General features: G+C 56.1%; 25 protein-coding genes and 1 other annotated feature. Of the genes, 8 read left to right on the top strand and 17 right to left on the bottom strand.

What is annotated here, in order from left to right; all coding sequences use genetic code 11:
• Positions 1 to 135: 135 nt before the first annotated feature.
• From LAC65_RS06760 to LAC65_RS06700, 13 genes are all read right to left on the bottom strand, one after another.
• Positions 136 to 594 carry an NlpC/P60 family protein gene (locus LAC65_RS06760; protein ID WP_039384078.1) on the bottom strand — a complete coding sequence of 153 codons (459 nt, stop codon included), beginning with the start codon at positions 592 to 594 and terminating at the stop codon, positions 136 to 138.
• A 63-nt stretch (positions 595 to 657) separates the two neighbouring features.
• Entirely contained in the window at positions 658 to 1,407 is a 750-nt protein-coding gene (gene btuD / locus LAC65_RS06755; protein WP_039384074.1) for a vitamin B12 ABC transporter ATP-binding protein BtuD, read from the bottom strand.
• Position 1,408: 1 nt separating this feature from the next.
• Positions 1,409 to 1,954, bottom strand: coding sequence for a glutathione peroxidase (locus LAC65_RS06750; RefSeq protein ID WP_039384072.1), 546 nt, complete (start codon positions 1,952 to 1,954; stop codon positions 1,409 to 1,411).
• A gap of 38 nt (positions 1,955 to 1,992) precedes the next feature.
• Positions 1,993 to 2,976 (bottom strand): vitamin B12 ABC transporter permease BtuC, encoded by a 984-nt coding sequence (btuC, locus tag LAC65_RS06745; RefSeq protein ID WP_039384070.1) that lies wholly within the window; start codon positions 2,974 to 2,976, stop codon positions 1,993 to 1,995.
• Positions 2,977 to 3,101: 125 nt separating this feature from the next.
• On the bottom strand, positions 3,102 to 3,404 hold the full coding sequence (gene ihfA, locus LAC65_RS06740) for an integration host factor subunit alpha (RefSeq protein WP_021506246.1): 303 nt from the start codon (positions 3,402 to 3,404) through the stop codon (positions 3,102 to 3,104).
• 4 nt (positions 3,405 to 3,408) lie between these two features.
• The gene (gene pheT, locus LAC65_RS06735; RefSeq protein ID WP_039384067.1) at positions 3,409 to 5,796 is read right to left on the bottom strand and encodes a phenylalanine--tRNA ligase subunit beta; all 2,388 of its coding nucleotides are present in this window, start codon (positions 5,794 to 5,796) and stop codon (positions 3,409 to 3,411) included.
• A 14-nt stretch (positions 5,797 to 5,810) separates the two neighbouring features.
• Positions 5,811 to 6,794: a phenylalanine--tRNA ligase subunit alpha gene (pheS, locus tag LAC65_RS06730; protein WP_224144847.1), complete on the bottom strand. Its 984-nt coding sequence runs from the start codon at positions 6,792 to 6,794 to the stop codon at positions 5,811 to 5,813.
• 70 nt (positions 6,795 to 6,864) lie between these two features.
• Positions 6,865 to 6,990, bottom strand: a sequence feature (Phe leader region).
• Positions 6,941 to 6,985 carry a pheST operon leader peptide PheM gene (pheM, locus tag LAC65_RS06725; RefSeq protein WP_139074214.1) on the bottom strand — a complete coding sequence of 15 codons (45 nt, stop codon included), beginning with the start codon at positions 6,983 to 6,985 and terminating at the stop codon, positions 6,941 to 6,943. Its footprint overlaps the feature before it by 45 nt.
• 116 nt (positions 6,991 to 7,106) lie before the next feature.
• On the bottom strand, positions 7,107 to 7,463 hold the full coding sequence (gene rplT, locus LAC65_RS06720; RefSeq protein WP_039384062.1) for a 50S ribosomal protein L20: 357 nt from the start codon (positions 7,461 to 7,463) through the stop codon (positions 7,107 to 7,109).
• An 86-nt stretch (positions 7,464 to 7,549) separates the two neighbouring features.
• Positions 7,550 to 7,747 (bottom strand): 50S ribosomal protein L35, encoded by a 198-nt coding sequence (gene rpmI / locus LAC65_RS06715; RefSeq protein WP_010275699.1) that lies wholly within the window; start codon positions 7,745 to 7,747, stop codon positions 7,550 to 7,552.
• 97 nt (positions 7,748 to 7,844) lie between these two features.
• Complete coding sequence (gene infC, locus LAC65_RS06710; RefSeq protein WP_039384061.1) at positions 7,845 to 8,396, bottom strand: translation initiation factor IF-3; 552 nt, start codon at positions 8,394 to 8,396, stop codon at positions 7,845 to 7,847.
• A 4-nt stretch (positions 8,397 to 8,400) separates the two neighbouring features.
• Positions 8,401 to 10,329 carry a threonine--tRNA ligase gene (gene thrS / locus LAC65_RS06705; RefSeq protein WP_039384058.1) on the bottom strand — a complete coding sequence of 643 codons (1,929 nt, stop codon included), beginning with the start codon at positions 10,327 to 10,329 and terminating at the stop codon, positions 8,401 to 8,403.
• A gap of 240 nt (positions 10,330 to 10,569) precedes the next feature.
• A complete protein-coding gene (locus LAC65_RS06700; RefSeq protein WP_039384056.1) occupies positions 10,570 to 11,331 on the bottom strand; it encodes a DUF481 domain-containing protein in 762 nt (253 codons plus the stop codon).
• Between the two features lie 316 nt (positions 11,332 to 11,647).
• On the opposite strand from LAC65_RS06700, the gene ghoS reads away from it, so the two are divergent.
• Together ghoS and LAC65_RS06690 are read left to right on the top strand one after the other, a co-directional pair.
• Entirely contained in the window at positions 11,648 to 11,938 is a 291-nt protein-coding gene (gene ghoS, locus LAC65_RS06695) for a type V toxin-antitoxin system endoribonuclease antitoxin GhoS (RefSeq protein WP_039384054.1), read from the top strand.
• Positions 11,939 to 12,016: 78 nt separating this feature from the next.
• The gene (locus LAC65_RS06690; protein ID WP_039384052.1) at positions 12,017 to 12,910 is read left to right on the top strand and encodes a fructosamine kinase family protein; all 894 of its coding nucleotides are present in this window, start codon (positions 12,017 to 12,019) and stop codon (positions 12,908 to 12,910) included.
• A 4-nt stretch (positions 12,911 to 12,914) separates the two neighbouring features.
• On the opposite strand, the gene LAC65_RS06685 is transcribed toward LAC65_RS06690, so the two are convergent.
• Positions 12,915 to 13,451, bottom strand: coding sequence for a YniB family protein (locus LAC65_RS06685; protein ID WP_039384049.1), 537 nt, complete (start codon positions 13,449 to 13,451; stop codon positions 12,915 to 12,917).
• Positions 13,452 to 13,596: 145 nt separating this feature from the next.
• On the opposite strand from LAC65_RS06685, the gene hxpB reads away from it, so the two are divergent.
• The 3 genes from hxpB (at position 13,597) to LAC65_RS06670 (ending at position 16,542) form a co-directional block, all read left to right on the top strand.
• Positions 13,597 to 14,265: a hexitol phosphatase HxpB gene (gene hxpB / locus LAC65_RS06680; RefSeq protein WP_039384047.1), complete on the top strand. Its 669-nt coding sequence runs from the start codon at positions 13,597 to 13,599 to the stop codon at positions 14,263 to 14,265.
• Positions 14,266 to 14,405: 140 nt separating this feature from the next.
• Positions 14,406 to 14,993, top strand: coding sequence for a metal-dependent hydrolase (locus LAC65_RS06675; RefSeq protein WP_039384043.1), 588 nt, complete (start codon positions 14,406 to 14,408; stop codon positions 14,991 to 14,993).
• Positions 14,994 to 15,150: 157 nt separating this feature from the next.
• Positions 15,151 to 16,542, top strand: coding sequence for an L-cystine transporter (locus tag LAC65_RS06670; RefSeq protein ID WP_071668767.1), 1,392 nt, complete (start codon positions 15,151 to 15,153; stop codon positions 16,540 to 16,542).
• Positions 16,543 to 16,607: 65 nt separating this feature from the next.
• Here the strand turns inward: LAC65_RS06670 and osmE are convergent, their stop codons facing one another.
• Positions 16,608 to 16,943 (bottom strand): osmotically-inducible lipoprotein OsmE, encoded by a 336-nt coding sequence (gene osmE, locus LAC65_RS06665; RefSeq protein WP_039384034.1) that lies wholly within the window; start codon positions 16,941 to 16,943, stop codon positions 16,608 to 16,610.
• Between the two features lie 181 nt (positions 16,944 to 17,124).
• Between osmE and LAC65_RS06660 the strand changes: the two genes are divergently transcribed.
• From LAC65_RS06660 to cho, 3 genes are all read left to right on the top strand, one after another.
• Positions 17,125 to 18,315 carry a multidrug effflux MFS transporter gene (locus tag LAC65_RS06660; protein WP_039384031.1) on the top strand — a complete coding sequence of 397 codons (1,191 nt, stop codon included), beginning with the start codon at positions 17,125 to 17,127 and terminating at the stop codon, positions 18,313 to 18,315.
• A gap of 117 nt (positions 18,316 to 18,432) precedes the next feature.
• The gene (gene nadE, locus LAC65_RS06655; RefSeq protein ID WP_039384028.1) at positions 18,433 to 19,260 is read left to right on the top strand and encodes an ammonia-dependent NAD(+) synthetase; all 828 of its coding nucleotides are present in this window, start codon (positions 18,433 to 18,435) and stop codon (positions 19,258 to 19,260) included.
• A 111-nt stretch (positions 19,261 to 19,371) separates the two neighbouring features.
• Complete coding sequence (gene cho, locus LAC65_RS06650; protein ID WP_039384025.1) at positions 19,372 to 20,232, top strand: excinuclease Cho; 861 nt, start codon at positions 19,372 to 19,374, stop codon at positions 20,230 to 20,232.
• Between the two features lie 83 nt (positions 20,233 to 20,315).
• On the opposite strand, the gene spy is transcribed toward cho, so the two are convergent.
• On the bottom strand, positions 20,316 to 20,807 hold the full coding sequence (spy, locus tag LAC65_RS06645; protein ID WP_039384024.1) for an ATP-independent periplasmic protein-refolding chaperone Spy: 492 nt from the start codon (positions 20,805 to 20,807) through the stop codon (positions 20,316 to 20,318).
• 309 nt (positions 20,808 to 21,116) lie between these two features.
• The gene (astE, locus tag LAC65_RS06640; protein WP_039384022.1) at positions 21,117 to 22,106 is read right to left on the bottom strand and encodes a succinylglutamate desuccinylase; all 990 of its coding nucleotides are present in this window, start codon (positions 22,104 to 22,106) and stop codon (positions 21,117 to 21,119) included.
• Positions 22,107 to 22,120 lie beyond the last annotated feature (14 nt).

Genomic DNA, 22,120 nt, shown 5'->3' with positions numbered 1-22,120 from the left:
CTATTTTTAGTAGTAATTTGTCAGGTGGTAAAGTACCAATTTTAATGAGAGCTTTATTTCAGCAAAAAAAGAACCCATTGTGCGAATTAAGCTCTCTTTTCGCCGCGCTATTTCATTCATCCAGAATGCAACTTGTCATATTCTGCGCGCCTGCCAGAAGACCCTCTGCCAGTAAACATTATTGAGCGAAGAGCGAATAACGCCTTTGCTGGTAGAGGCGTGTATAAAGGTGTTGTTGCTGGCATAGATACCGACATGCAGCCCGTTTTCGCCGCTGCCGGTTTTGAAAAACAGCAGATCGCCAGGCAGCAAATCACGTGGATCGATACGGTTGCCGATTTTTGTCTGAGCGCGTGTGGAGCGTGGCAGCGCGATGTCAAAGCGATCGCGGAACGTCAGCAGGACAAAGCCGGAGCAGTCAACCCCACGCGGACTGAGGCCACCATAGCGGTACGGCGTGCCCTGCCAGCGGCTGAGCTGATAGTTGAGCCGGGTCTGCACTGCGGCAGGATCTGAGAGACGGGAATCAGGCGGAGGCGCATGATGACTGCACCCTGTGACCATCAGCACGAATAGCAGAATAAGTAACCGCATAGCCTGTTCCCTGTCAGCCCGATCCGGCAGACACTGTAGCCGTAAACGCGCGCGGTGTGCAAGTCAGGAGAGCAGCAGCAGACGCCCCTGCGGTGTATCCACCTCTGTCACCTCTGTCTGAAACAGCGGCGCAAGCCGGGCGGCCGTCAGCACCTCATGCGCTCTGCCCTGATATTTCAGCTCTCCCTGATGCAGCAACCAGACGCGATCCGCGTAGCGCAGCGTATGATTCAGGTCGTGACTGCTGGTGATCACGCCGATGCCGGCGGCGCAAAGCTGCTGCAGAAGCCGGGTGACGCCCTGCTGCTGTGCCACATCCAGCGCGCTCATCGGCTCATCGAGCAGCAGCAGGCTGCCCTGCGGATTGATGTCAGGATGGATTTGCAGTATCACCGCCAGCAGGCGCACCCGCTGCCACTCCCCTCCGGAGAGCTGCGTCAGAGCGATCTCCAGCTTGTGATGCAGACTCAGCTGCGACAGCAAACGCGCCAGCACGTTATTCAGCTCTGTGCCAGCACCACGCGGCAGATGCATCTGCAGGTAGTGCCAGACCGGCATCGCGCCGGGCGCAGGCTGCTGCTGAGGCAGCCAGCCACGCTGCTGAGCCAGCGCCTCTCCTGACAGCGCAGCAACAGCGGTGCCGTTAAGCAGCAGCTCTCCGCGCGGAGTCGCAAGACCGCTGAGCGCCTCCAGCAGGGTGCTCTTTCCGGCGCCGTTAGCGCCCACCAGATGTACCCACTCCCCGCGCGCGAGAGCGAGATCCAGCGGCGCCAGCCGGCCGGGGCAGCTCAGACCGTGACACGCCAGCAGCATGTCAGGCGGTCAGCGCCTGCTCAATACGCTTAAGCACCTGCGGCGCATCCGGAGCCATATCGGGTGAAAAACGGGCGATAATGTTACCCTGTTTATCGACCAGGAACTTCTCGAAGTTCCACAGGATATCGCCGGGTTCTGCCGGCGCCCGGCCTTTCGCTATCATACGCTCAAGAAAACCGCTCTCCTCCGGACGTTCAGCTTCCGGCTGGGCGCTGACCAGCGTGCGATAGAGCGGATGGCGCTGCGCGCCGTTAACGTCCGTCTTATCAAACAGAGGAAACGTCACGCCATACGTGGTGCTGCAAAACGTCCGGATCTCTTCGTTAGTGCCCGGCTCCTGCTCCAGGAACTGGTTGCAGGGAAAGCCCAGCACGCTAAAGCCCCGCGCCTGAAACGCTTTATGGAGTGACTCAAGCTGCTCATACTGCGGCGTCAGTCCGCAGCGGGAGGCGACGTTCACTACCAGCAGTACGCGGTCACGCCAGGCCTCCAGCGTAGTGGCGGTACCATCAAGGGTTTTCAGCGGGATCTGATACAACGTCATGGTGTTCTCCTGTGTCCGTCAGATAACGCCAGCCGCAGCTAGCGTGAAGATTTTACTAAAAGCAGAATAAACAGCGGTGCGCCCAGCGTCGCGGTCACCACGCCTATCGGCAGCTCAGCAGAGGTCAGCAGCAGCCGCGCAAGAATATCCGCCGCCAGCAGCACTGCCGCACCCGCCAGTGCTGCTGCAGGCAGCAGATAGCGATGATCGCTGATGCCGCTCAGCCGCAGAAGATGCGGGACAACCAGCCCGACAAAGCCGATCGCCCCCGCCAGCGCCACGCTGACGCCTGTCAGCCAGCCCATGGCCAGCACCAGCAGGTTACGCCACAGCTGCAGCGGTAAGCCGAGCTGCCGCGCAGACGTCTCGCCCAGCGCCAGCAGATTCAGCGTGCGCGCACTGCACAGCAGCGCGGCGATTACCGGCATCAGGCTGAGTATCAGCCAGCCATAGCGCCAGTCAACGCCGCCAAAGCCTCCCATCATCCAGTACATCAGCTGACGCAGGTCGAGCGTGGTACTGAAGTAGACTGCCCACGTCATCACAGCGCTGCAGATAATACCCAGCGCCACACCGGTAAGCAGTAAGCGACTGCTGGCGAGCTGACGATGGGCAAAATGCAGCAGGATCAGCGTAATTGCCAGGGCGCCAGCCATCGCCGCCAGCGCCAGGCTCCACAGGGAGCCGCTGCCGAGCAGCACGCCCAGTACTACTCCCACGCCGGCACCGTTAGAGACGCCGAGCAGTCCCGGCTCAGCCAGCGGATTTGTAAACAGCGCCTGCATAACGGTACCGCAGAGCGCCAGCGCGGCGCCTGTCGCAATAACGGCCAGCGTACGCGGCAGACGGATCTGCCAGACAAACAGCTCGCCCTGCGGGGTAAACCATTCGGCAGGCAGCAGCCAGCGCTCGCCGGCACACAGGCTGAGCAGGCTGAGCAGCAACAGCAGCGCGGCGAGCAGCAGCAGTGTACGCCGGCTACGGCGACCGGTCTGACGGGCAAGCTGATCGAGCAGAGTCATAAGCGAGGCAGTTAAGCAGGAGAATGTCACGATTGTAGAGGGATTATGGCAAAAAGAAAGCCATCCCCTGCAGGCTGGCACAGTAATAAAAAAGGCCGCTGAGCGGCCTTTTTATCATACTGAAATCAGTCAGCATCCTTCGGTGACGCGTTTTCAACGCGGCTTTTCAGCTTTTGCCCCGGACGGAAGGTCACCACACGGCGCGCGGTGATAGGAATATCCTCTCCCGTTTTCGGGTTACGGCCCGGACGCTGGTTTTTGTCGCGCAGATCAAAGTTACCAAATCCGGACAGCTTAACCTGTTCTCCATTTTCCAGCGCGCGGCGAACTTCTTCGAAAAAAAGCTCGACCAACTCTTTGGCGTCGCGTTTGCTCAACCCGAGTTTTTCAAACAGATATTCTGACATTTCAGCTTTTGTAAGCGCCATAGGTTCAATCCCTCAAGGTTGCCTGGAATCGCTCTTTTAATGCTGCTACACATCTGGCAACGGTCGCAGCAATCTCCTCTTCTTCGAGTGTCCGGCTGGTATCCTGCAAAATCAGGCTAATCGCAAGGCTCTTTTCGCCTTCGTTCACGCCTTTACCACGGTACACGTCAAACAAGTTTACGCCAACTACCTGATTTACGCCAACTTTCTTACACTCTGCGATGATATCTGCTGCAGGGACGCTTTCTGCCACCACAACAGCGATATCACGGCGGTTAGCCGGGAAGCGTGAAATCTCACGCGCGTCAGGCAGGACGCGGTCTGCAACCTTATTCCAAAGCAGTTCAAACACTAAGGTACGACCGTTGAGATCCAGCTTGCGTTCCAGCTCCGGGTGAACCACCCCGATAAATCCGATTTGTTCATTGTCCAGCCAGATAGCCGCTGTTTGTCCGGGATGCAGCGCCGGATTGGCAGCCGCGCGGAATGAAATCGCTTCAGATTTGCCGGTTAATTCCAGCAGCGACTCTAAATCGCCTTTCAAATCATAGAAGTCAACCGGCTGACGCGCCAGATCCCAGTGCTCTTCGTCACGATGACCGCTGATTACGCCCGCCAGCATAAGATCCTGGCGAATGCCGAGATCGGCCTGCGTATCAGGCACAAAGCGCAGACCGCTCTCGAACAGGCGCACACGCCCCTGCTGGCGATTCTGGTTGTAAACCACTGAGCTGAGCAGACCGGTCCAGAGTGACAGGCGCATTGCTGACATATCGCTGGAGATAGGGCTTGGCAGGATAAGCGCCTCTTCCCCCGGATGCAGCAGCTGCTGCACTTTAGGATCGACAAAGCTGTAGGTGATCGCTTCCTGATAGCCTTTGTCTGTCAGCAGCGTTTTCGCCCGCTTCAGCGACAGGCTGGCTTCACGATGCTGCGTCATAATCAGGCTGGCTTTTACCGGCACATCAGGGATGTTGTTGTAGCCGTAAACGCGGGCAACCTCTTCAACCAGATCTTCCTCAATCGCCATATCAAAACGCCAGCTCGGTGCCACCGCTTTCCACTCGCCTTCGCCCTGCGTGACCTCGCAGCCGAGACGGGTCAGGATATCTGTCACCTGTTCGTCGGCGATAACATGGCCAATCAGGCGATCGAGTTTTGTACGGCGCAGCGTAATCGTGGCGCGCGGCGGCAGTTTACAGGCATCAGTCTGATCGATAACCGGACCGGCTTCACCACCGCAGATATCCAGCAGCAGGCGGGTCGCACGTTCAATCGCTGTATGCTGCAGCGCCGGATCGACACCACGCTCATAGCGATGTGACGCATCAGTATGCAGTCCGTGGCGGCGTGCGCGGCCGGTAATGGCCAGCGGATCAAAGTAGGCGCACTCAAACAGCACGTTACGTGTCGCTTCATTTACGCCTGAGTGCTCACCGCCAAAAATACCGCCCATCGCCAGCGCCTGCTGGTGATCGGCAATAACCAGCGTGTCATTCTGCAATTTTGCTTCGGTGCCATCCAGCAGGGTCAGCGTCTCATTCTCCTGCGCCATACGCACCACAATGCCGCCGCTGATGCGGTCGAGATCGAAGGCGTGCATCGGCTGACCCAGCTCAAGCAGCACATAGTTAGTGACATCGACCACCGGGTCAATTGAGCGAATGCCGCAGCGGCGCAGTTTCTCACGCATCCAGAGCGGCGTTTCAGCTTTGACATTGATACCTTTAATTACGCGTCCCAGGTAGCGCGGACAGGCGTCGGTAGCGTCGATGCGGATTGGGAATGTATCGGTAATGGTCGCCGCAACCGGTTCTGCTGCAGGCGCCGTCAGCGGCAGTCCGTTAACCACGGCCACATCACGCGCCACGCCGGCGATGCTCAGACAGTCCGCACGGTTTGGCGTCACGCTGATCTCGATAGTATTGTCATCCAGCTTCAGGTAGTCGCGAATGTCGCATCCTACTGGCGCATCGGCTGGCAGTTCGATAATACCGTTGTGATCGTCGGAAATACCCAGCTCTGAGAAGGAGCAGAGCATGCCTTCAGAAGGCTCGCCGCGCAGTTTGGCCGCTTTGATTTTGAAATCACCTGGCAGTACGGCACCCACGGTAGCCACTGCCACTTTCAGTCCCTGGCGGCAGTTAGGCGCGCCGCAGACGATATCCAGCAGACGATCGCCGCCGACATTGATTTTGGTTACGCGCAGTTTATCCGCGTTCGGGTGCTGGCCGCACTCCACCACTTCACCCACGACTACGCCATGAAACGCGCCGGCAACGGGATCAACACCATCAACCTCAAGGCCTGCCATGGTGATCTGTTCAGACAGCGCAGCGCTGTCCAGGGCTGGATTTACCCATTCGCGTAACCAGAGTTCACTGAATTTCATTGGATAACCTGCCCTTATTTAAATTGTTTGAGGAAACGTAAATCATTTTCGAAGAAAGCACGCAGATCGGTGACGCCATAGCGCAGCATGGTCAGACGTTCCATTCCCATACCAAAGGCGAAGCCGGAGTAAATTTCCGGATCGATGCCGACGTTACGCAGTACATTCGGATGCACCATGCCGCAGCCCAGTACTTCCAGCCATTTGCCATTTTTGCCCATTACATCCACTTCCGCTGAAGGTTCAGTAAAGGGGAAGTAGCTCGGGCGGAAGCGGAGCTGCAGATTCTCTTCAAAGAAGTTATTCAGGAAATCGTGCAGCGTTCCTTTCAGGTTGGTAAAGCTGATGTCTTTATCGACAATCAGGCCTTCCATCTGGTGGAACATCGGCGTGTGGGTCTGATCGTAATCATTACGGTAAACGCGGCCCGGCGCGATAATGCGGATCGGCGGCTGCTGATTTTTCATGGTGCGGATCTGCACGCCTGAGGTCTGCGTACGCAGCAGGCGCGTGGCATCAAACCAGAAGGTGTCATGATCGGCGCGGGCCGGATGGTGACCCGGAATATTCAGCGCGTCGAAGTTATGATAGTCATCTTCAATTTCCGGTCCGGTCACCACGGCAAAACCCAGCTCGCCGAAAAAGTTTTCGATGCGGTCAATGGTGCGCGTTACCGGATGCAGACCGCCGTTTTCGCTGCGGCGTCCGGGCAGTGAGACATCAATCGTTTCTGCCGCCAGGCGCGCATTCAGCGCCGCACTCTCCAGCGTATTTTTACGGGCGTTAAGATGATCCTGTACCTGCTGTTTTGCTTCGTTAATCACCGCACCTGCCGCCGGGCGCTCTTCAGCCGGCAGTTCACGCAGGGTGGTCATCTGCAGGGTAAGGTGCCCTTTTTTACCCAGAAATTCGACGCGTACAGCGTCCAGAGCGGCGATATCCGACGCCTCGTCGATGGCGGCCGTGGCACGGGCCACCAGGTCTGCGAGTTGGGACATGATTTCCTCTTCTTCCAGCCGGGCTGGTCAGTTCTTGTTGGGATCCGGGATCCGATTAAGTCTCGCCAGAAACAAAAAAGCCTCCACGAGGGAGGCTTTCAGCGCGATTTTTCGTTTCTTTTCTTATGCGCACAAGCCCCTGATGTTCAGGCGCTAAAGTAAAAAAAGAAACGGAAAAGAGCAGCGTGCATGCTTGCATTACCTTGAGAAAATTAAAAACCGCCCTATTGAAATGCCCGGCGGCGAAAATGTCAATCTTTTGCGTGAGTTGCAGGTAATAAAAAAGGGAGCAAGCTCCCTTTTTTACCTGACTTACGCCAGAGCTGATTTCGCTTTTTCTACCAGAGCAGCGAAGGCTGCTTTGTCGAATACAGCGATGTCAGCCAGGATTTTACGGTCAATCTCAATGGACGCTTTTTTCAGGCCATTGATGAAACGGCTGTAAGACATACCGTTCTGACGCGCCGCTGCGTTGATACGCGCGATCCACAGCTGACGGAACTGACGCTTACGCTGACGACGGTCGCGGTAAGCATACTGACCAGCTTTGATAACAGCCTGGAAAGCAACGCGGTAAACACGTGAACGTGCACCGTAGTAGCCTTTAGCTTGTTTTAAGATTTTTTTGTGACGTGCGCGAGCAATTACACCACGTTTTACGCGAGCCATGAGCTCTCCTTAATCATATTCTGTTTTGCCGGTGCTCTGCTGGCGATAAGCCTTACAGCGCGACGGGCGAATTAAAAAAAATTTACTTATGCGTACGGCAGGCAGGCAATAACCAGACCCAGATCGCCTTTAGACACCAGGCCTTTTGGACGCAGGTGACGTTTACGCTTAGTAGACTTTTTGGTCAGAATATGACGCAGGTTTGCGTGCTTACGCTTGAAGCCGCCAGAGGCGGTCTTCTTGAAGCGCTTAGCCGCGCCACGTACAGTTTTAATCTTTGGCATTTTTACAAATATCCACTTCGCATTGTTAAAAAAATGAACCAGACAGGCGAATAATCCCGCACAGCGCGAACGCTGCGCGGCATCATTACTTGAAAGCCTACTGTTTCTTCTTAGGTGCGAGCACCATAATCATCTGGCGGCCTTCGATCTTCGAAGGGAAGGACTCGACCACTGCCAGATCGATATCTTCACACAGATCTTTACGGACGCGGTTAAGCACTTCCATACCGATCTGCTGGTGCGCCATCTCACGACCGCGGAAACGCAGCGTGATTTTGGCTTTATCGCCCTCTTCCAGAAAGCGCATCAGGCTGCGGAGTTTTACCTGATAGTCGCCATCATCGGTACCAGGACGGAATTTAATTTCCTTAACCTGGATAACTTTCTGCTTCTTCTTCTGTTCCTTAGAAGACTTACTCTTTTCATAAAGGAACTTGCCGTAATCCATAATACGGCATACCGGCGGTTCGGCGTTCGGGCTGATTTCAACTAAATCTACGCCAGCTTCTTCAGCTTTCTCAATCGCTTCGCGTAGAGAGACAATGCCAAGTTGCTCGCCGTCAACGCCAGTGAGGCGCACTTCGGTGGCTCGGATTTCGCCGTTAATACGGTTTGGACGCGTCGGTTGTACTCGTTTTCCGCCTTTAATAACCTTATTCCTCTAATTGGTGAAGATGTCGGCTGCGAATCTCTTGTTGCAGCTTCTCAACAAACACATCTACGTCCATGCTCCCGAGGTCTTTACCACGGCGGGTGCGCACGGCAACTTTGCCTGCTTCCACCTCTTTCTCACCGCAAACCAGCATATAAGGGACGCGACGCAATGTGTGCTCGCGGATTTTAAAGCCTATCTTCTCGTTTCTCAAGTCTGCTTTGACACGAATGCCAGCATTTTGCAGTTTCTTTGTCAGTTCACTGACATATTCTGCCTGACTGTCAGTGATATTCATCACTACAGCCTGTACCGGTGCCAGCCAGCTCGGGAAGAAACCAGCGAACTCTTCAGTCAGAATACCGATAAAGCGCTCCATAGAGCCCAGAATCGCACGGTGAATCATCACCGGTGTCTGACGGTCGTTGTTTTCACCCACATAGGTGGCATCAAGACGTTTTGGCAGAGAAAAGTCTAGCTGAACCGTGCCACACTGCCAGGCACGATCGAGACAATCATACAGGGTGAACTCGATTTTCGGGCCGTAGAATGCCCCTTCACCCGGCTGATACTCAAAGGGGATATCATTCTCTTTCAATGCTTCGGCCAGGTCAACCTCTGCGCGATCCCACATCTCATCGGTACCGATGCGTTTTTCCGGACGGGTAGACAACTTCACGACGATTTTTTCAAAACCGAACGTGCTGTACATGTCGTACACCATACGAATACAGCTGTTTACTTCGTCGCGCACCTGATCTTCAGTACAGAATACGTGAGCATCATCCTGCGTAAAGCCGCGTACGCGCATCAGACCATGGAGCGCACCCGATGGCTCGTTACGGTGGCAGCTACCGAACTCTGCCATACGCAGCGGCAGATCGCGATAGGACTTCAGACCCTGATTGAAGATCTGCACGTGACCCGGGCAGTTCATCGGTTTAATGCAATATTCGCGGTTTTCTGAAGAGGTGGTAAACATCGCCTCTTTGTAGTTTTCCCAGTGGCCGGTTTTTTCCCACAGCACGCGGTCCATCATAAACGGACCTTTTACTTCCTGGTAATCATACTCTTTCAGTTTGGTACGGACAAAAACTTCCAGCTCGCGGAAAATCGTCCAGCCGTCATTGTGCCAGAACACCATGCCCGGCGCCTCTTCCTGCATATGGTAGAGATCGAGCTGTTTACCAATTTTGCGATGATCGCGTTTTGCTGCTTCTTCCAGGCGCTGCAGATAGGCTGACAGCTGCTTCTTATCTGCCCAGGCCGTGCCGTAAATACGCTGCAGCATTTTGTTATCGCTGTTGCCGCGCCAGTAAGCGCCCGCAATTTTCTGCAGCTTAAAATGGTGGCAGAAGCGCATGTTCGGCACGTGCGGACCGCGGCACATATCCACATACTCTTCATGATGATAGAGGCCAGGACGATCGTCGTGACTGATATTCTCATCAAGGATTGTGGTTTTATAGCTTTCGCCACGCGCAGCAAAGACGTCGCGCGCTTCCTGCCAGCTGACTTTTTTCTTTACCACGTTGTAATTGGTTTCAGCCAGCTGGTGCATACGCTTTTCCAGCTGTTCCAGATCTTCCTGCGTCAGCGTGTGGTCGAGATCGACGTCATAATAGAAGCCGTTATCGATGACCGGGCCAATCGCCATTTTGGTATCAGGCCACAGCTGTTTAATAGCATGGCCCAGCAGGTGCGCGCAGGAGTGCCGGATAATCTCCAGACCCGCTTCATCTTTTGCGGTGATGATTGCTACCTGAGCATCGTCGGTGATGGGATCAACCGCATCTACCAGCTCACCGTTTACGCGACCGGCGATACAGGCTTTCGCCAGGCCGGGACCAATATCCAGCGCAATATCCATTACGCTGACCGGGTGGTCAAAAACGCGCTGGCTGCCGTCAGGAAGAGTAATTACTGGCATTTTATATCCTTAAATTGCAGTGGTAAGCCACACGAAAGCCTACATGCAACACTGTGTTTGGTGTGTGTACCCGGCGTGATGTCAGACCCACATTGTCGGAATGACGCCAGGCGCATAAAGCGGCAAATATGATAACAGCTTTCACCCTGCAGCAAAACCCGCCTTGCGGGCTAATTCTAAGCAAACACAAAAAAAACCGCCGTGCAGCCTGAGCCGGACGGCGGTTTTCTGGTATGGCAGTTACATTGCGTAGGAGAGCTGAATCGTGGTTTTGGTATCGGTACGATCGGGCGCGGACTCTGGCGGATTGTTGTTCCAGGTCACGTTGTAGCCCATCTTCAGCGCAAAGTGCTCATTGATGGCGACCTGCAGGGCCGTTTCTGAGTTCACCGTAGTATCTTCGCCGAAGCTGCTCAGCACGGATACACCCTGAATGAATTTCGTGGTATCCGTCAGCTGCCACTGATAGCTGACTGCGCCATAGCCCAGCGCTTTGGTCTCATGCCCGCCGTCGTGAAAGTCGTCGTAACGTACGCCCGGACCAAATTCCGCGCGCAGAGAGTGCACCGGACCGTTGAGGATCTGGCGACCATAACCGGCCGTCAGGACGTCGCGGGAATCGTAACCATTCAGACGATCGCTCAGCCAGCTGGCCTGACCAAACAGATAATCAGCGCTGTTCATGTTGTAGCGGCTGCGGCCACCGATATTGTAGGTTTCAGATGAACGCTCATCGTTGGATGAGGTGTTCGCCGCGTTGCCCCACAGGCTGTAAGCCGTTGAGGTCTGATACCAGGTCATGCTGGTTGAAGCCGTCAGCGAAGAGCTGGTGGTGTTACCGGTTTGCGCCAGGTAACCGGCTGATGCGCTGCCTTCAAACGGCTGTTTGGCCGTTGAAGGATCATCCATTGAGGTGAAGACAGCGTTATCAGCAAAAGCCTGGTGACAAAATGCTCCGGCAGAGAGCAGAAAAATAGCGGACAGCTTATTAAGAACTTTCATTAAAGGGTGATCCGTGCGGCAATTTAAAAACAGGTGAGTCTGCAGCGTTTTTACCGGCAATCAATGCAATTTACTGTAAGTTTTGTAAAAAATTATGAGGCGGCATCAGGCCGTTCCCTGCATCAACCAGCATGATACGTTGCAGACGCGTTCACTAACGGCGCGCATTATAGGTGCCGTTCAGAGAAATAACAGCCCGCAATTATCAGGAATTTTGCCGCTGCTGACACAGCCTTAGGCTGCAACTGAACAAAATTCGCTCTCAGCTGTGGGGTGGACTACGCTGAAATCTGTTTGGTTACAGTGAGGTGAGAAAATGAGCACGCTGGACGTTATGAGTTACGTTGTCACTTTCCACTATCAGGAGTCGGGGCTAAGCGATCTTCAATCGCTGACCAGCGCTATGGTCAATAGCGGATATAGCACCACCCTGCACGATGCTGAAGGACATCCGCATGAACTGGGAACCAACAGCTTCGGCATTGTCAGCACGCTGACGCCTGAAGCGGTTTCGGAGCAGGCTGCGCGTATTGCAGAGGTGGCATTGCATCAGTCTCCGCAGACAAAGGTTACAACGCTGCAGCAATTTTTGCAGAACCCTGTCTGAGGCCGCCGGTAAAACTGGCCTTGCCTATTTTTTGCGCACTACAATTGCAGCGATATCGCGATTAACGAGGAGCCCGCCATGTGGTCAGCCATCAGCCGCCTGTTAAGCGAACAGACCCAGCCAGCAGAGATTACGCAGCGCGAGCCCCTGCCCGGCGGGGATATCCATCCCGCCTGGCGTATCCGCTACGGCGATATGGATGTCTTCGTCAAGTGCAACACCCATGACCGGCTGGACCTGTTCCGCTGGGAGGCCGATCAGCTCAGTCTGCTGGCGCGCACGCAGACAGTCCGGGTGCCGACCGTCTACGGCGTCGGCAGCACGCGCGACGCCAGTTTTCTTCTGCTGGAGTATATTCCGCCGCAGCCGCTCAGCGCGGAAGCGGGTTATCAGCTCGGGCAGCAGCTGGCGCGCCTGCATCAATGGAGTGAGCAGCGCCAGTTCGGACTCGATTTCGATAATAATATTACCACTACCCTGCAGCCCAATAGCTGGCTGCGGCGCTGGTCGCTGTTTTTTGCGGAGCAGCGTATCGGCTGGCAGCTGCAGCTGGCAGCGGAACGCGGTGTGACCTATGGTGACATGAATCATATTATTGACAGCGTTCAGCAGGCGCTGGCTCATCATCATCCGCAGCCTTCGCTACTGCATGGCGATCTCTGGCCTGCCAACTGTGCAGATAGCAGCAGCGGGCCATGGATTTTCGATCCTGCCTGCTACTGGGGTGACCGCGAATGCGACCTGGCGATGCTGAGTTATTACCATGAACTGCCGCGTGAGATCATGCAGGGCTATCACGCAGAGTGGCCGCTGGCAGAGGGATTTTCGCAACGCCAGCCTGTATATCAGCTCTATTACCTGCTGAACCGCGCGAACGTTTTTTCCGGCCAGTGGCAGGAGGAGGCGCAGTTTGCCGTCAGTCAGCTGCTTAGCGACGACAAACTGGCGCAGGATCGGGCCAGACCGGCCTGATGATTTAAAGCATGCCCAGCAGCGTCAGTAAAAAGTAGCCGGCAACAGCAATAATTACTGGCAGGATATAGAGCGGAAAAATCTGCAGCAGAATAGTGTGGTGCGGGACGCGGATTTTTTCCTCAAGCTGCGCGCGCGTGCGGCCTTCGCTGCCCTTTGCCTGCTCCAGAATCAGCTGATCTTCAATGCCCTCTTTAACATGCCGCGACTGGCGCCACATGCGCGCACCCGATGCCTGTAAAGCCATGCCGATAAAAATCAGCGCATAAACGATCCAGAAACCGATATTTGCCCCGCCGTGAAAATCGGGCACCGGCGAGTTGTGCCAGAACGGATTGAGAAACGACGTATTGAATTTAAGCATGTCCACCATGACATGGATAAAATCCAGCAATACGGCATCCAGTCCGGGCTGCTTTACGCTGTGCTGATATAAATAACCGAGCATGGAAACAATTGTCGACAGCAGTGCCGGAATGAAAATGATCCAGCCAGCCACGCGCTTAAGGATGGCGACCTGGCCAGCCTGTTGGTATGTCATGCAGACTTCCCTATACAGATAATTATTTTGCCCTAAGTCTACCTGCAGTCGGCGATTTTTTCCTGAAAAATGCGTTACCTGTCGCGTCCTTGTTTTCGCACTCTGGCGTGATAAGGTGGCGCAAACCGCTAAGAAGGATATTGTCATGCGCTATCGTCGTCCGGTGTACGCCGCTATTTTTGATATGGATGGTTTACTGATTGATTCTGAACCGCTGTGGGATCAGGCTGAGATGGAGGTACTGGCAAGCCTTGGCGTTGACGTCAGTCGTCGCGCGGAGCTGCCTGACACGCTTGGCCTGCGCATCGATCAGACCGTACGCATGTGGTATGAGGCACAGCCGTGGCAGGGTGCGACTCAGGCCGACGTCACGGCGCGTATTATCGATCGTACGCTATCGCTGATCGAAGCGCAGCAGCCGCTGCTGCCCGGTGTCGATCAGGCGCTGCGGCTCTGTCAGCAGCAGGGGCTGCGGATTGCGCTCGCTTCCGCTTCGCCGCTGGCCATGCTGGAGCGGGTGCTGGAGATGTTCCGGCTGCGGCCCTGCTTTTCCGCCCTCGCCTCTGCTGAAGCGCTGCCGCTGAGCAAACCTCATCCGCAGGTCTATCTGAATGCGGCAGCGGCGCTTGATATCGATCCGCTTAACTGTGTGGCGCTGGAAGACTCCTTCAACGGCATGATCGCCTGTAAAGCGGCGCGCATGCGTTCTATTGTGGTGCCTGCGGCTGCACACTACGCGGATGCCCGCTGGGCGCTGGCAGATGTGCGGCTGCCGAGCCTGACGGAACTGCGCGCAGAGCATCTGTTTAACTGACCGCAGGGTGTATGGCGCAGTCTGATACAGCGGTCAGCCAGCGCGAAAATAATTCACTCTTCGTTACAGCGTCACCGTTCTCATTTACTGGATAAATCCCTATACTGGATGCATTGACAGTTTTGTATCCGGATTTAATCATGACGGCCGAAGGCCATATAATTTTTGCTATCGCCAGCGCTATTTTTGCCAAGCGTGCTGAGCTGACACCGGTTCTGGCTGCAGCGGACTGGTGGCATCTGGTTCCCGCTACGCTGCTGACCTGCCTGCTGCCGGATATCGACCACCCCCGATCCACGCTGGGCCAGCGTTTTCGCTGGCTCTCTCAGCCCATCGCGCGGGCGTTTGGACATCGCGGTTTTACCCACAGTTTGCTGGCAGTGGCTATCAGCCTGTGGCTGTTTAAAGTGAACGTGCCGGCAGACTGGTTTCTGCCGGCGGATGTGCTGCAGGGACTGACGCTGGGCTACCTGAGCCATATCGTGGCTGACATGCTGACGCCAGCTGGCGTTCCGCTGCTGTGGCCCTGCCGCTGGCGCTTTCGTCTGCCTATTCTCAGAAGCCAGAGCGGTAATCAGCTGGAGCGGATACTTTGTCTGGGACTGGTGGTTGCGGCGCTCTGGTTTCCGGCTGGCATGCCTGCTTTTGGTGCAAACGGCTGGCCGCAGCAGCTGTTTGATACACTGCAATCCAGCGTGAACCGGTTAATTAATCCGCTAAACGGCTAATAATTACGCCATATTAAACAAAAAGTTATAACCCATACTTTTTGGGTATAAGCCTGCACTTAATTGTGCTGCTAACATCCCTGACATTCTCTGATAGAAATTTACGTTACGCTATGCCGCCTGCACTTTGCAGGACGGCATCTTTCTGGAGTTAAGTATGGATTTCCCTCTTATTATCAACATAGTGGTCTTTGCCGCTCTGCTGGTGCTGCTTAACCGCATTGGCAACCAGAGCTGGAGCCTGTCAAAGCGCGTACTGACCGGCCTGGTGCTGGGCGTGCTGTTTGGCCTGGCGCTTCAGGCGGTTTATGGCGAAAACAGCGCAGTGGTTAAGGATTCGATCGGCTGGTTTAATCTGGTCGGTAATGGCTATGTACAGCTGCTGCAGATGATTGTTATGCCGCTGGTATTCGCCTCAATACTGAGCGCGGTGGCGCGTCTGCATAACGCCTCCTCGCTGGGCAAAATCAGCGTGCTGACCATCGGTGTACTGCTGTTTACCACGGCTATCTCCGCGCTGGTCGGCGTGATGGTGACCGGCCTCTTCCACCTCAGCGCTGAAGGGCTGGTGCAGGGTGCGCAGGAGACCGCGCGTCTGAATGCTATTCAGAGCAACTATGCGGGTAAAGTCGCCGATCTCAGCACGCCGCAGCTGCTGCTCTCTTTCATCCCTAAAAACCCGTTTGCCGATCTGGCAGGCGCGAACCCGACCTCCATTATCAGTGTCGTTATCTTTGCTGCTTTCCTCGGCGTCGCTGCACTGCATCTGCTGCGCGATGATAAAGTGAAAGGTGAACGCGTACTGGCCGCGATTGATACGCTGCAGTCCTGGGTGATGAAACTGGTGCGCCTGATCATGAAGCTGACGCCATATGGCGTACTGGCTCTGATGACCAAAGTGGTCGCCGGCTCTAACCTGCACGATATCGTTAAGCTGGGCAGCTTTGTTCTCGCCTCCTATCTTGGCCTTGCGATTATGTTTGGCGTGCATGCGCTGCTGCTGTCGATCAACGGCATCAATCCGCTGCGCTTCTTCCGCAAAGTATGGCCGGTGATCACTTTCGCTTTCACCAGCCGCTCCAGCGCGGCCAGCATTCCGCTGAATGTGGAAACGCAGACGCGCCGTCTCGGCGTGCCGGAAGCGATTGCCAGCTTTTCCGCCTCCTTCGGTGCCACAATTGGTCAGAACGGCTGTGCCGGGCTCTATCCGACAATGCTGGCCGTGATGGTTGCTCCTACTGTCGGTATTAACCCGTTTGATCCGGTCTGGATCGCCACGCTGGTCGGGATCGTCACCCTGAGTTCCGCTGGCGTAGCCGGTGTGGGCGGCGGTGCTACCTTTGCTGCGCTGATTGTGCTGCCGGCAATGGGGCTGCCGGTGACGCTGGTCGCGCTGCTGATTTCCATTGAGCCGCTGATTGATATGGGCCGTACCGCGCTCAACGTGAACGGTTCAATGACGGCCGGTTCGCTGACCAGCCGCTGGCTGGGTCAGACCGACAAAAAAATCCTGGAGAGCGATGAGCACGCCGAACTGGCGCATCGCTAAGCGCTGACTTCAGCATGAAAAAGGGCCCGTCTCAGACGGGCCCTTTTTTATTCAGCAAAAAAGAGTTACTGCGCAACCTGCGGATCGGTGTCGTACTCTTTGCAGCTCTGGAAGCCGTAGTTCATCACGCGACCGGTATCGTTGTAGCTGACAAAATAGGTCTGCATTTTGCCATCGCGCTCGCCGATAACGTAAGTCTGGCAGGTGCCACGCGCGTGCGCCATGGTCACTTCGGTCGAAGCCGGACCCGCAATCTGACGCACCTGTTCACGCGTCATGCCTTTTTTAACATCTTTTACCACCGGTTTGGTGACATAACTTTCCGCGCGATCGTAAGTGGTACAACCAGACAGAGCAGCCAGCGTCATAGCGGCAGCGATACATCCCAGCACTTTATTCATTTTTTGTTCCTCATACTTTGTCCATGTCGGAATAAGCCTGGAACACAAATTCAGATTTATCAACCTGGTGGCGACGCTTTTAGATGCGTTCATCGCAATATATCCGGAGTAAAAAAGCTGTGCTGCTGCGCCCTGCTCCGTATAATCGCGCGGTTAACTTTTTACCCGGCTCAGAGGCCCCATGACATCTGCACACCCTAACCGGCTGGTTTACGCCATCACGCTCGGACTTCTGGCGGCGCTCGGACCGCTCTGTATCGACCTCTATCTCCCCGCGCTGCCTGAACTGGCGCGCGATCTGCACACGCAGACCTCCACCGCTCAGCTCAGTCTGACTGCTGGCCTGCTGGGCCTCGGGGCGGGACAGCTGCTATTTGGTCCCATGAGCGATAAATTTGGCCGCATCCGGCCCCTGCTGCTGTCGCTGCTGCTGCTGTTTATTGCCTCTGTCGGCTGCGCGCTGGCAAAAGATATCCATTCGCTACTGATTGCCCGCCTGTTTGAGGGGCTGGCTGGCGCTGGCGGTGCCGTGCTGTCGCGCGCTATCGCCCGGGATATGTATAGCGGACACGAGCTGACGCGCTTTTTTGCGCTGCTGATGCTGGTCAACGGCCTTGCACCGGTGGGAGCGCCGGTACTGGGCGGCGCGCTGATGACAATCATGAGCTGGCGCGGCATTTTTCTCGTACTGGCGGCGATCGCCATTCTGCTGATTCTGCTGGCGCGCTGGCAGCTGCATGAGACGCTGCCGCCTGCACGCCGTAGCCAGGGCTCTCTGTTTTCCGCCTGGGCGGCGCTGGGCCAGGTCGTTACGCATCGGCCCTTTATGGGTTTTTGCCTGACGCAGGGCTTTATGATGTCAGGCATGTTTGCCTATATCGGCGCCTCACCGTTTGTGCTGCAGCAGATCTACGGCCTCTCGCCTCAGGCGTTCAGCCTCTGCTTTGCTGCCAACGGGTGCGGCCTGATTATCGCCTCACAAACCAGCGCACGGCTCTGTCCGCTCTGGGGCGAATACCGGGTGCTTAAGGGCGGGCTGACGCTGGCATTTGTCGCCTCCGCCACCCTGCTGACCGCCGCGCTGAGCGACGCCGCCCTGCCGGTTATTCTGGTGGCGCTATTTTTCTCTATTGCCAGTAACGGTGTAATCGCAACCACCGCCGCATCGCTGGCGATGCAGAGTCAGGGGCACCGCGCCGGCAGTGCTTCTGCGGTTATCGGCGTCACCATGTTTACGCTGGGCGCCATCAGCGTGCCGGTTAGCGGCGTGGGCGGGACCTCGGTTATCAGCATGAGCGCCACCATTTTCGGCTGCTTTATGCTGGCAATCCTGATGTTTACCCTGCTGGCGCAGCGGCCTGAAAGCGCCTGATTCAGCAGCAAACCGTCTGCGCCAGTCGCCGTTTGGCTTGTTGTTTTGCGGCCAAGGCGTTAGCTTTAGCTGATGTTACGCATCATGCCGTCAGGCTTCTGACTTGAGGAGAGGTTCATGTCACTGCAGCAGGAAATTATTCAGGCCCTTGGTGTTAAACCCGCTATCGATCCGCAGCAGGAGATCCGCGTCAGCGTCGATTTCCTGAAAGCGTACCTGAAAGCGCATCCTTTTCTGAAAACGCTGGTGCTGGGCATCAGCGGCGGGCAGGACTCAACGCTGACCGGTAAGCTGGCGCAGATGGCGGTCAGCGAGCTGCGTCATGAGACCGGCGATAAAGAGTACACCTTTATTGCCGTGCGCCTGCCGTATGGTAAACAGGCCGACGAGCAGGATTGTCAGGATGCGCTGGCGTTTATTCAGCCCGATCGTACCCTGGTGGTGAATATCAAAGAGGCGGTGCTGGCGAGCGAGCGCGCACTGCAGGAAGCGGGTATCGCGCTGTCAGATTTTGTCCGCGGTAACGAAAAGGCGCGTGAACGCATGAAGGCGCAGTACAGCATCGCCGGCATGACCAAAGGTATCGTGCTGGGCACCGATCACGCGGCGGAAGCGGTGACCGGTTTTTATACCAAATATGGCGATGGCGGCAGCGACGTGAACCCGATCTTTCGCCTTAACAAAGGCCAGGGTAAACAGCTGCTGAAGGCGCTGGGCTGTCCGGAGCACCTCTGGATGAAACATCCCACGGCCGATCTTGAAGACGATCGTCCCGGCCTGCAGGATGAGGTGGCGCTTGGCGTAACCTATCAGCAGATCGATGATTATCTGGAAGGCAAAACCATCAATGCCGAATCGGCAAAAATTATCGAGGGCTGGTACACCAAAACCGAACATAAGCGCCGTATGCCGGTGACTGTGTTTGACGACTACTGGAAAAAGTAGCCCCTCCCTGCGACTCTCCCTCTGCGGAGAGAGAGTCGCGCCTCGCTTGCCACTGGCGATAAAATCAGCACGCTGATACACTGTATACAAAACCAGTAAGCGGAGCATTCTTTGGTCAGACGAGCAACCAGCCATCGCCTCGACTTTGACGCGGCGGCAATCTATCAATATCCCGAACACCTGCGCCAGTGGCTTGAAGGGCTGCCTAAAGTGCCCGGCGTCTATACCTTTCACGGCGAGAGTGAAAATCTGCCTCTTTATATCGGCAAAAGCATTAATTTGCGCAGCCGGGTGATGGCGCATTTTCGCACCACGGATGAAGCGAGCATGCTGCGTCAGGCGCGGCGCGTAAGCTGGATCCCCACCGCCGGCGATATTGGCGCGCAGCTGCTGGAAGCGCAGATGATTAAAACGCAGCAGCCGTTATTTAATAAGCGCCTGCGCAAAAATCGTCAGCTCTGCTCACTTCAGCTGGGAGAAGGCGCGCCGGAAGTGGTCTATGCAAAAGATGTCGATTTCTCTCGTTCACCCGATCTCTACGGGCTGTTTCGCAGCCGTTTTGCCGCGCTGGAGAAGCTTAAAAGCATGGCCGATGAGCTGCAGCTCTGTCACGGCCTGCTTGGGCTGGAGAGCCTGCGGCCAGGGCGCGGCTGCTTTCGCGCAGCACTGAAGCGCTGTGCCGGCGCCTGCTGCGGAAAAGAGAGTGTTGAAGCGCACCAGCAGCGGCTCCGCGAGGGGCTGGAACGCTTTCGCGTGGTGTGCTGGCCGTGGGAAGGCCCGGTTGGCATGGTGGAGCGCGGCGCTGAGATGACACAAATCCATGTGATCGATCACTGGTTCTGGCTGGGTTCTGTTGCCACTGAAGCGGAAGCGCGCCAGCTGCAGCGCGCGCGCCAGGGGTTTGATCACGACGGCTATAAAATTCTCTGCCGTCCGCTGCTTTCCGGCGAGTTCCCGCTGATAGAGCTATAAAAAAAACCGCCGACGCTGTTCAGGGCGGTACTCTGCCCTGAACAGCGCCGGCGGTCTTAATCCGGATCGATCACGGTGTGTGTTTACTCACCGTCAGCAGGCGGTGGTGGCATTTTACCATCGTGTGGCGCTTTTTCCGTCAGGCGCGTTTCGAAATTGGCGTTGTACTGCTTTTTCTGTTCCGGCGTCAGTACGTTGTAGATTTTGTTCTGGGTTTCCATCATGCGTACCGCATTCTCTTTGGCGTTTGCGGTCATCTTCTCAGCCTGTGCTTCCGCTTTGCTGCGATCGAAGCTGTCGGCGGCAATAATGGCATGGTTCGCGCGGCGCGCCTCCGGCGACGGGCGCTGCATCTCTTTATGACCATCCTGCATGATGGTGCGGATCTGTGTTTTCTGCGCATCGGTCAGAGTAATGCCTTTGAACATCTCCATACCGTGATGACGCATCGGCTTATGCATCGGCTTTTCAGTGCCGGCCGGCGGTGGCGTCAGGTTATCGGCCGCAGCGTGGACGATATTGGCGGCACCCAGTGCCATTGCGGTAGCCAGAAAAACAGAAGTCAGTTTACGCATAATATTGTCCTTTCTTGTCAGTTATATGACGACAGCCTGTGTCGCGTCTTCGGAAACAAGCATACGACGCTGAACGTCAACTACTCAGAACCTGAGTAAAGCCCTGAAAGCATAGAAGATAGATATCGTGCGATCGTGGAGAGATTGCGAAGAATTACGTGAGAAAATGCAAAAAAGTATGACAATAGCGGGAAAATGGCAGGAATTAAGGAGGAGTGTAATGAGTTTGCCCGCGCCGGGAAAGCAAAATGTTAAGCGATCGCTATCAGCATGGCTGACGCCATCAGGCGTCAGCCATGCTGCAGCCGTTTATTGCGCCGGCATCTGTGCGTTCTCTTCCGTCAGCATCAGCCCGGCGCGTAATCCCGGCGCCACCTGCGGATTGGGAAACAGTACATATTCCCGCGCCTGCTGTACGTAATAGCGAGTGTCGCCCTCTTCTGCCAGCAGCGTGCCCTGGGGAAACGCGGTGAAATTCAGCGTGTCCGCGCTCATATGCAGCGTAAATCCCTCTCCCTGACGGGTGATTTGTTGTGAAACGTGATAGCGCCGCGGCTGCGTATGCGGCTGCGGCCACGTTTCGCCCTCCAGCAGCGCAGCGAGTGCCCGCTGCACTGCCCTGAACTGCGTGAGATCATTTTCACCAAACGGCAGCGCCTTACCCAGTTCCAGCGTCGAACTCGCCGCATGATGATGCTCACAACTATAGTGGGTGAAGGTGCCGCCCGGCGCACGATGAAAAACCAGCGCCTCCAGCTCAGCTGCGGCCAGCCACTGCATAAACGTATCCGGCCACGGTCGCGCGTTCGCGGGCATAACGGCAAAGCGTGGATAATAAGAGCCACGAATAGCGGTATGCAGATCAAGATGCCAGCGCGACGTCTGCCTGTGGCAGCTGCGCCAGAATCGCTCCATCACCTGTTCCAGCTGCAGGGCGCGCTGTGCCTCACTGGTTTCACTGACCCGCTGCCAGCGGCCACCAAACAGCCGGTTGAGATCGTACTGCTGATAGCGACGGCCGCTGCGCAGCGCCGCCGGATTACCCAGTATCACCAGCAGCCGCACCGCCAGCGGTTTTTCTCCGCTAAGCAGCGGCGCCAGCAGCTGCTCCACTATCTCCACCGGCGCGGTTTCATTGCCGTGGATCCCGGCTGACAGCACCAGCGCCCGGTCGCAGTGCGTCAGCGGCGTCAGCGAGAGGATCCCTTCCGCCTGCCACTGCCAGCGCAGATAAGCTGTCTCGCCCTGCGTGACGGCAGGCGGCGTGCCCGCCAGCGTCTGCTGTAAAAAACTGCGCATATTTTCTCCTTAAT

Source organism: Pantoea eucrina (assembly GCF_020079945.1).
In the GTDB taxonomy this organism is placed as follows: Bacteria; Pseudomonadota; Gammaproteobacteria; order Enterobacterales; family Enterobacteriaceae; genus Pantoea; species Pantoea eucrina.
Note: the sequence above shows the minus strand (reverse complement) of the source record. Positions and strands in the feature narration are given on the sequence as shown.

Excerpts from the sequence above, each read along its gene's own strand:
- LAC65_RS06760 (WP_039384078.1), bottom strand. The coding sequence starts at position 594 with ATGCGGTTACTTATTCTGCTATTCGTGCTGATGGTCACAGGGTGCAGT.
- btuD (WP_039384074.1), bottom strand. The coding sequence starts at position 1,407 with ATGCTGCTGGCGTGTCACGGTCTGAGCTGCCCCGGCCGGCTGGCGCCG.
- LAC65_RS06750 (WP_039384072.1), bottom strand. The coding sequence starts at position 1,954 with ATGACGTTGTATCAGATCCCGCTGAAAACCCTTGATGGTACCGCCACT.
- btuC (WP_039384070.1), bottom strand. The coding sequence starts at position 2,976 with ATGACTCTGCTCGATCAGCTTGCCCGTCAGACCGGTCGCCGTAGCCGG.
- ihfA (WP_021506246.1), bottom strand. The coding sequence starts at position 3,404 with ATGGCGCTTACAAAAGCTGAAATGTCAGAATATCTGTTTGAAAAACTC.
- pheT (WP_039384067.1), bottom strand. The coding sequence starts at position 5,796 with ATGAAATTCAGTGAACTCTGGTTACGCGAATGGGTAAATCCAGCCCTG.
- pheS (WP_224144847.1), bottom strand. The coding sequence starts at position 6,794 with ATGTCCCAACTCGCAGACCTGGTGGCCCGTGCCACGGCCGCCATCGAC.
- rplT (WP_039384062.1), bottom strand. The coding sequence starts at position 7,463 with ATGGCTCGCGTAAAACGTGGTGTAATTGCTCGCGCACGTCACAAAAAA.
- rpmI (WP_010275699.1), bottom strand. The coding sequence starts at position 7,747 with ATGCCAAAGATTAAAACTGTACGTGGCGCGGCTAAGCGCTTCAAGAAG.
- thrS (WP_039384058.1), bottom strand. The coding sequence starts at position 10,329 with ATGCCAGTAATTACTCTTCCTGACGGCAGCCAGCGCGTTTTTGACCAC.
- LAC65_RS06700 (WP_039384056.1), bottom strand. The coding sequence starts at position 11,331 with ATGAAAGTTCTTAATAAGCTGTCCGCTATTTTTCTGCTCTCTGCCGGA.
- ghoS (WP_039384054.1), top strand. The coding sequence starts at position 11,648 with ATGAGCACGCTGGACGTTATGAGTTACGTTGTCACTTTCCACTATCAG.
- LAC65_RS06690 (WP_039384052.1), top strand. The coding sequence starts at position 12,017 with ATGTGGTCAGCCATCAGCCGCCTGTTAAGCGAACAGACCCAGCCAGCA.
- LAC65_RS06685 (WP_039384049.1), bottom strand. The coding sequence starts at position 13,451 with ATGACATACCAACAGGCTGGCCAGGTCGCCATCCTTAAGCGCGTGGCT.
- hxpB (WP_039384047.1), top strand. The coding sequence starts at position 13,597 with ATGCGCTATCGTCGTCCGGTGTACGCCGCTATTTTTGATATGGATGGT.
- LAC65_RS06675 (WP_039384043.1), top strand. The coding sequence starts at position 14,406 with ATGACGGCCGAAGGCCATATAATTTTTGCTATCGCCAGCGCTATTTTT.
- LAC65_RS06670 (WP_071668767.1), top strand. The coding sequence starts at position 15,151 with ATGGATTTCCCTCTTATTATCAACATAGTGGTCTTTGCCGCTCTGCTG.
- osmE (WP_039384034.1), bottom strand. The coding sequence starts at position 16,943 with ATGAATAAAGTGCTGGGATGTATCGCTGCCGCTATGACGCTGGCTGCT.
- LAC65_RS06660 (WP_039384031.1), top strand. The coding sequence starts at position 17,125 with ATGACATCTGCACACCCTAACCGGCTGGTTTACGCCATCACGCTCGGA.
- nadE (WP_039384028.1), top strand. The coding sequence starts at position 18,433 with ATGTCACTGCAGCAGGAAATTATTCAGGCCCTTGGTGTTAAACCCGCT.
- spy (WP_039384024.1), bottom strand. The coding sequence starts at position 20,807 with ATGCGTAAACTGACTTCTGTTTTTCTGGCTACCGCAATGGCACTGGGT.
- astE (WP_039384022.1), bottom strand. The coding sequence starts at position 22,106 with ATGCGCAGTTTTTTACAGCAGACGCTGGCGGGCACGCCGCCTGCCGTC.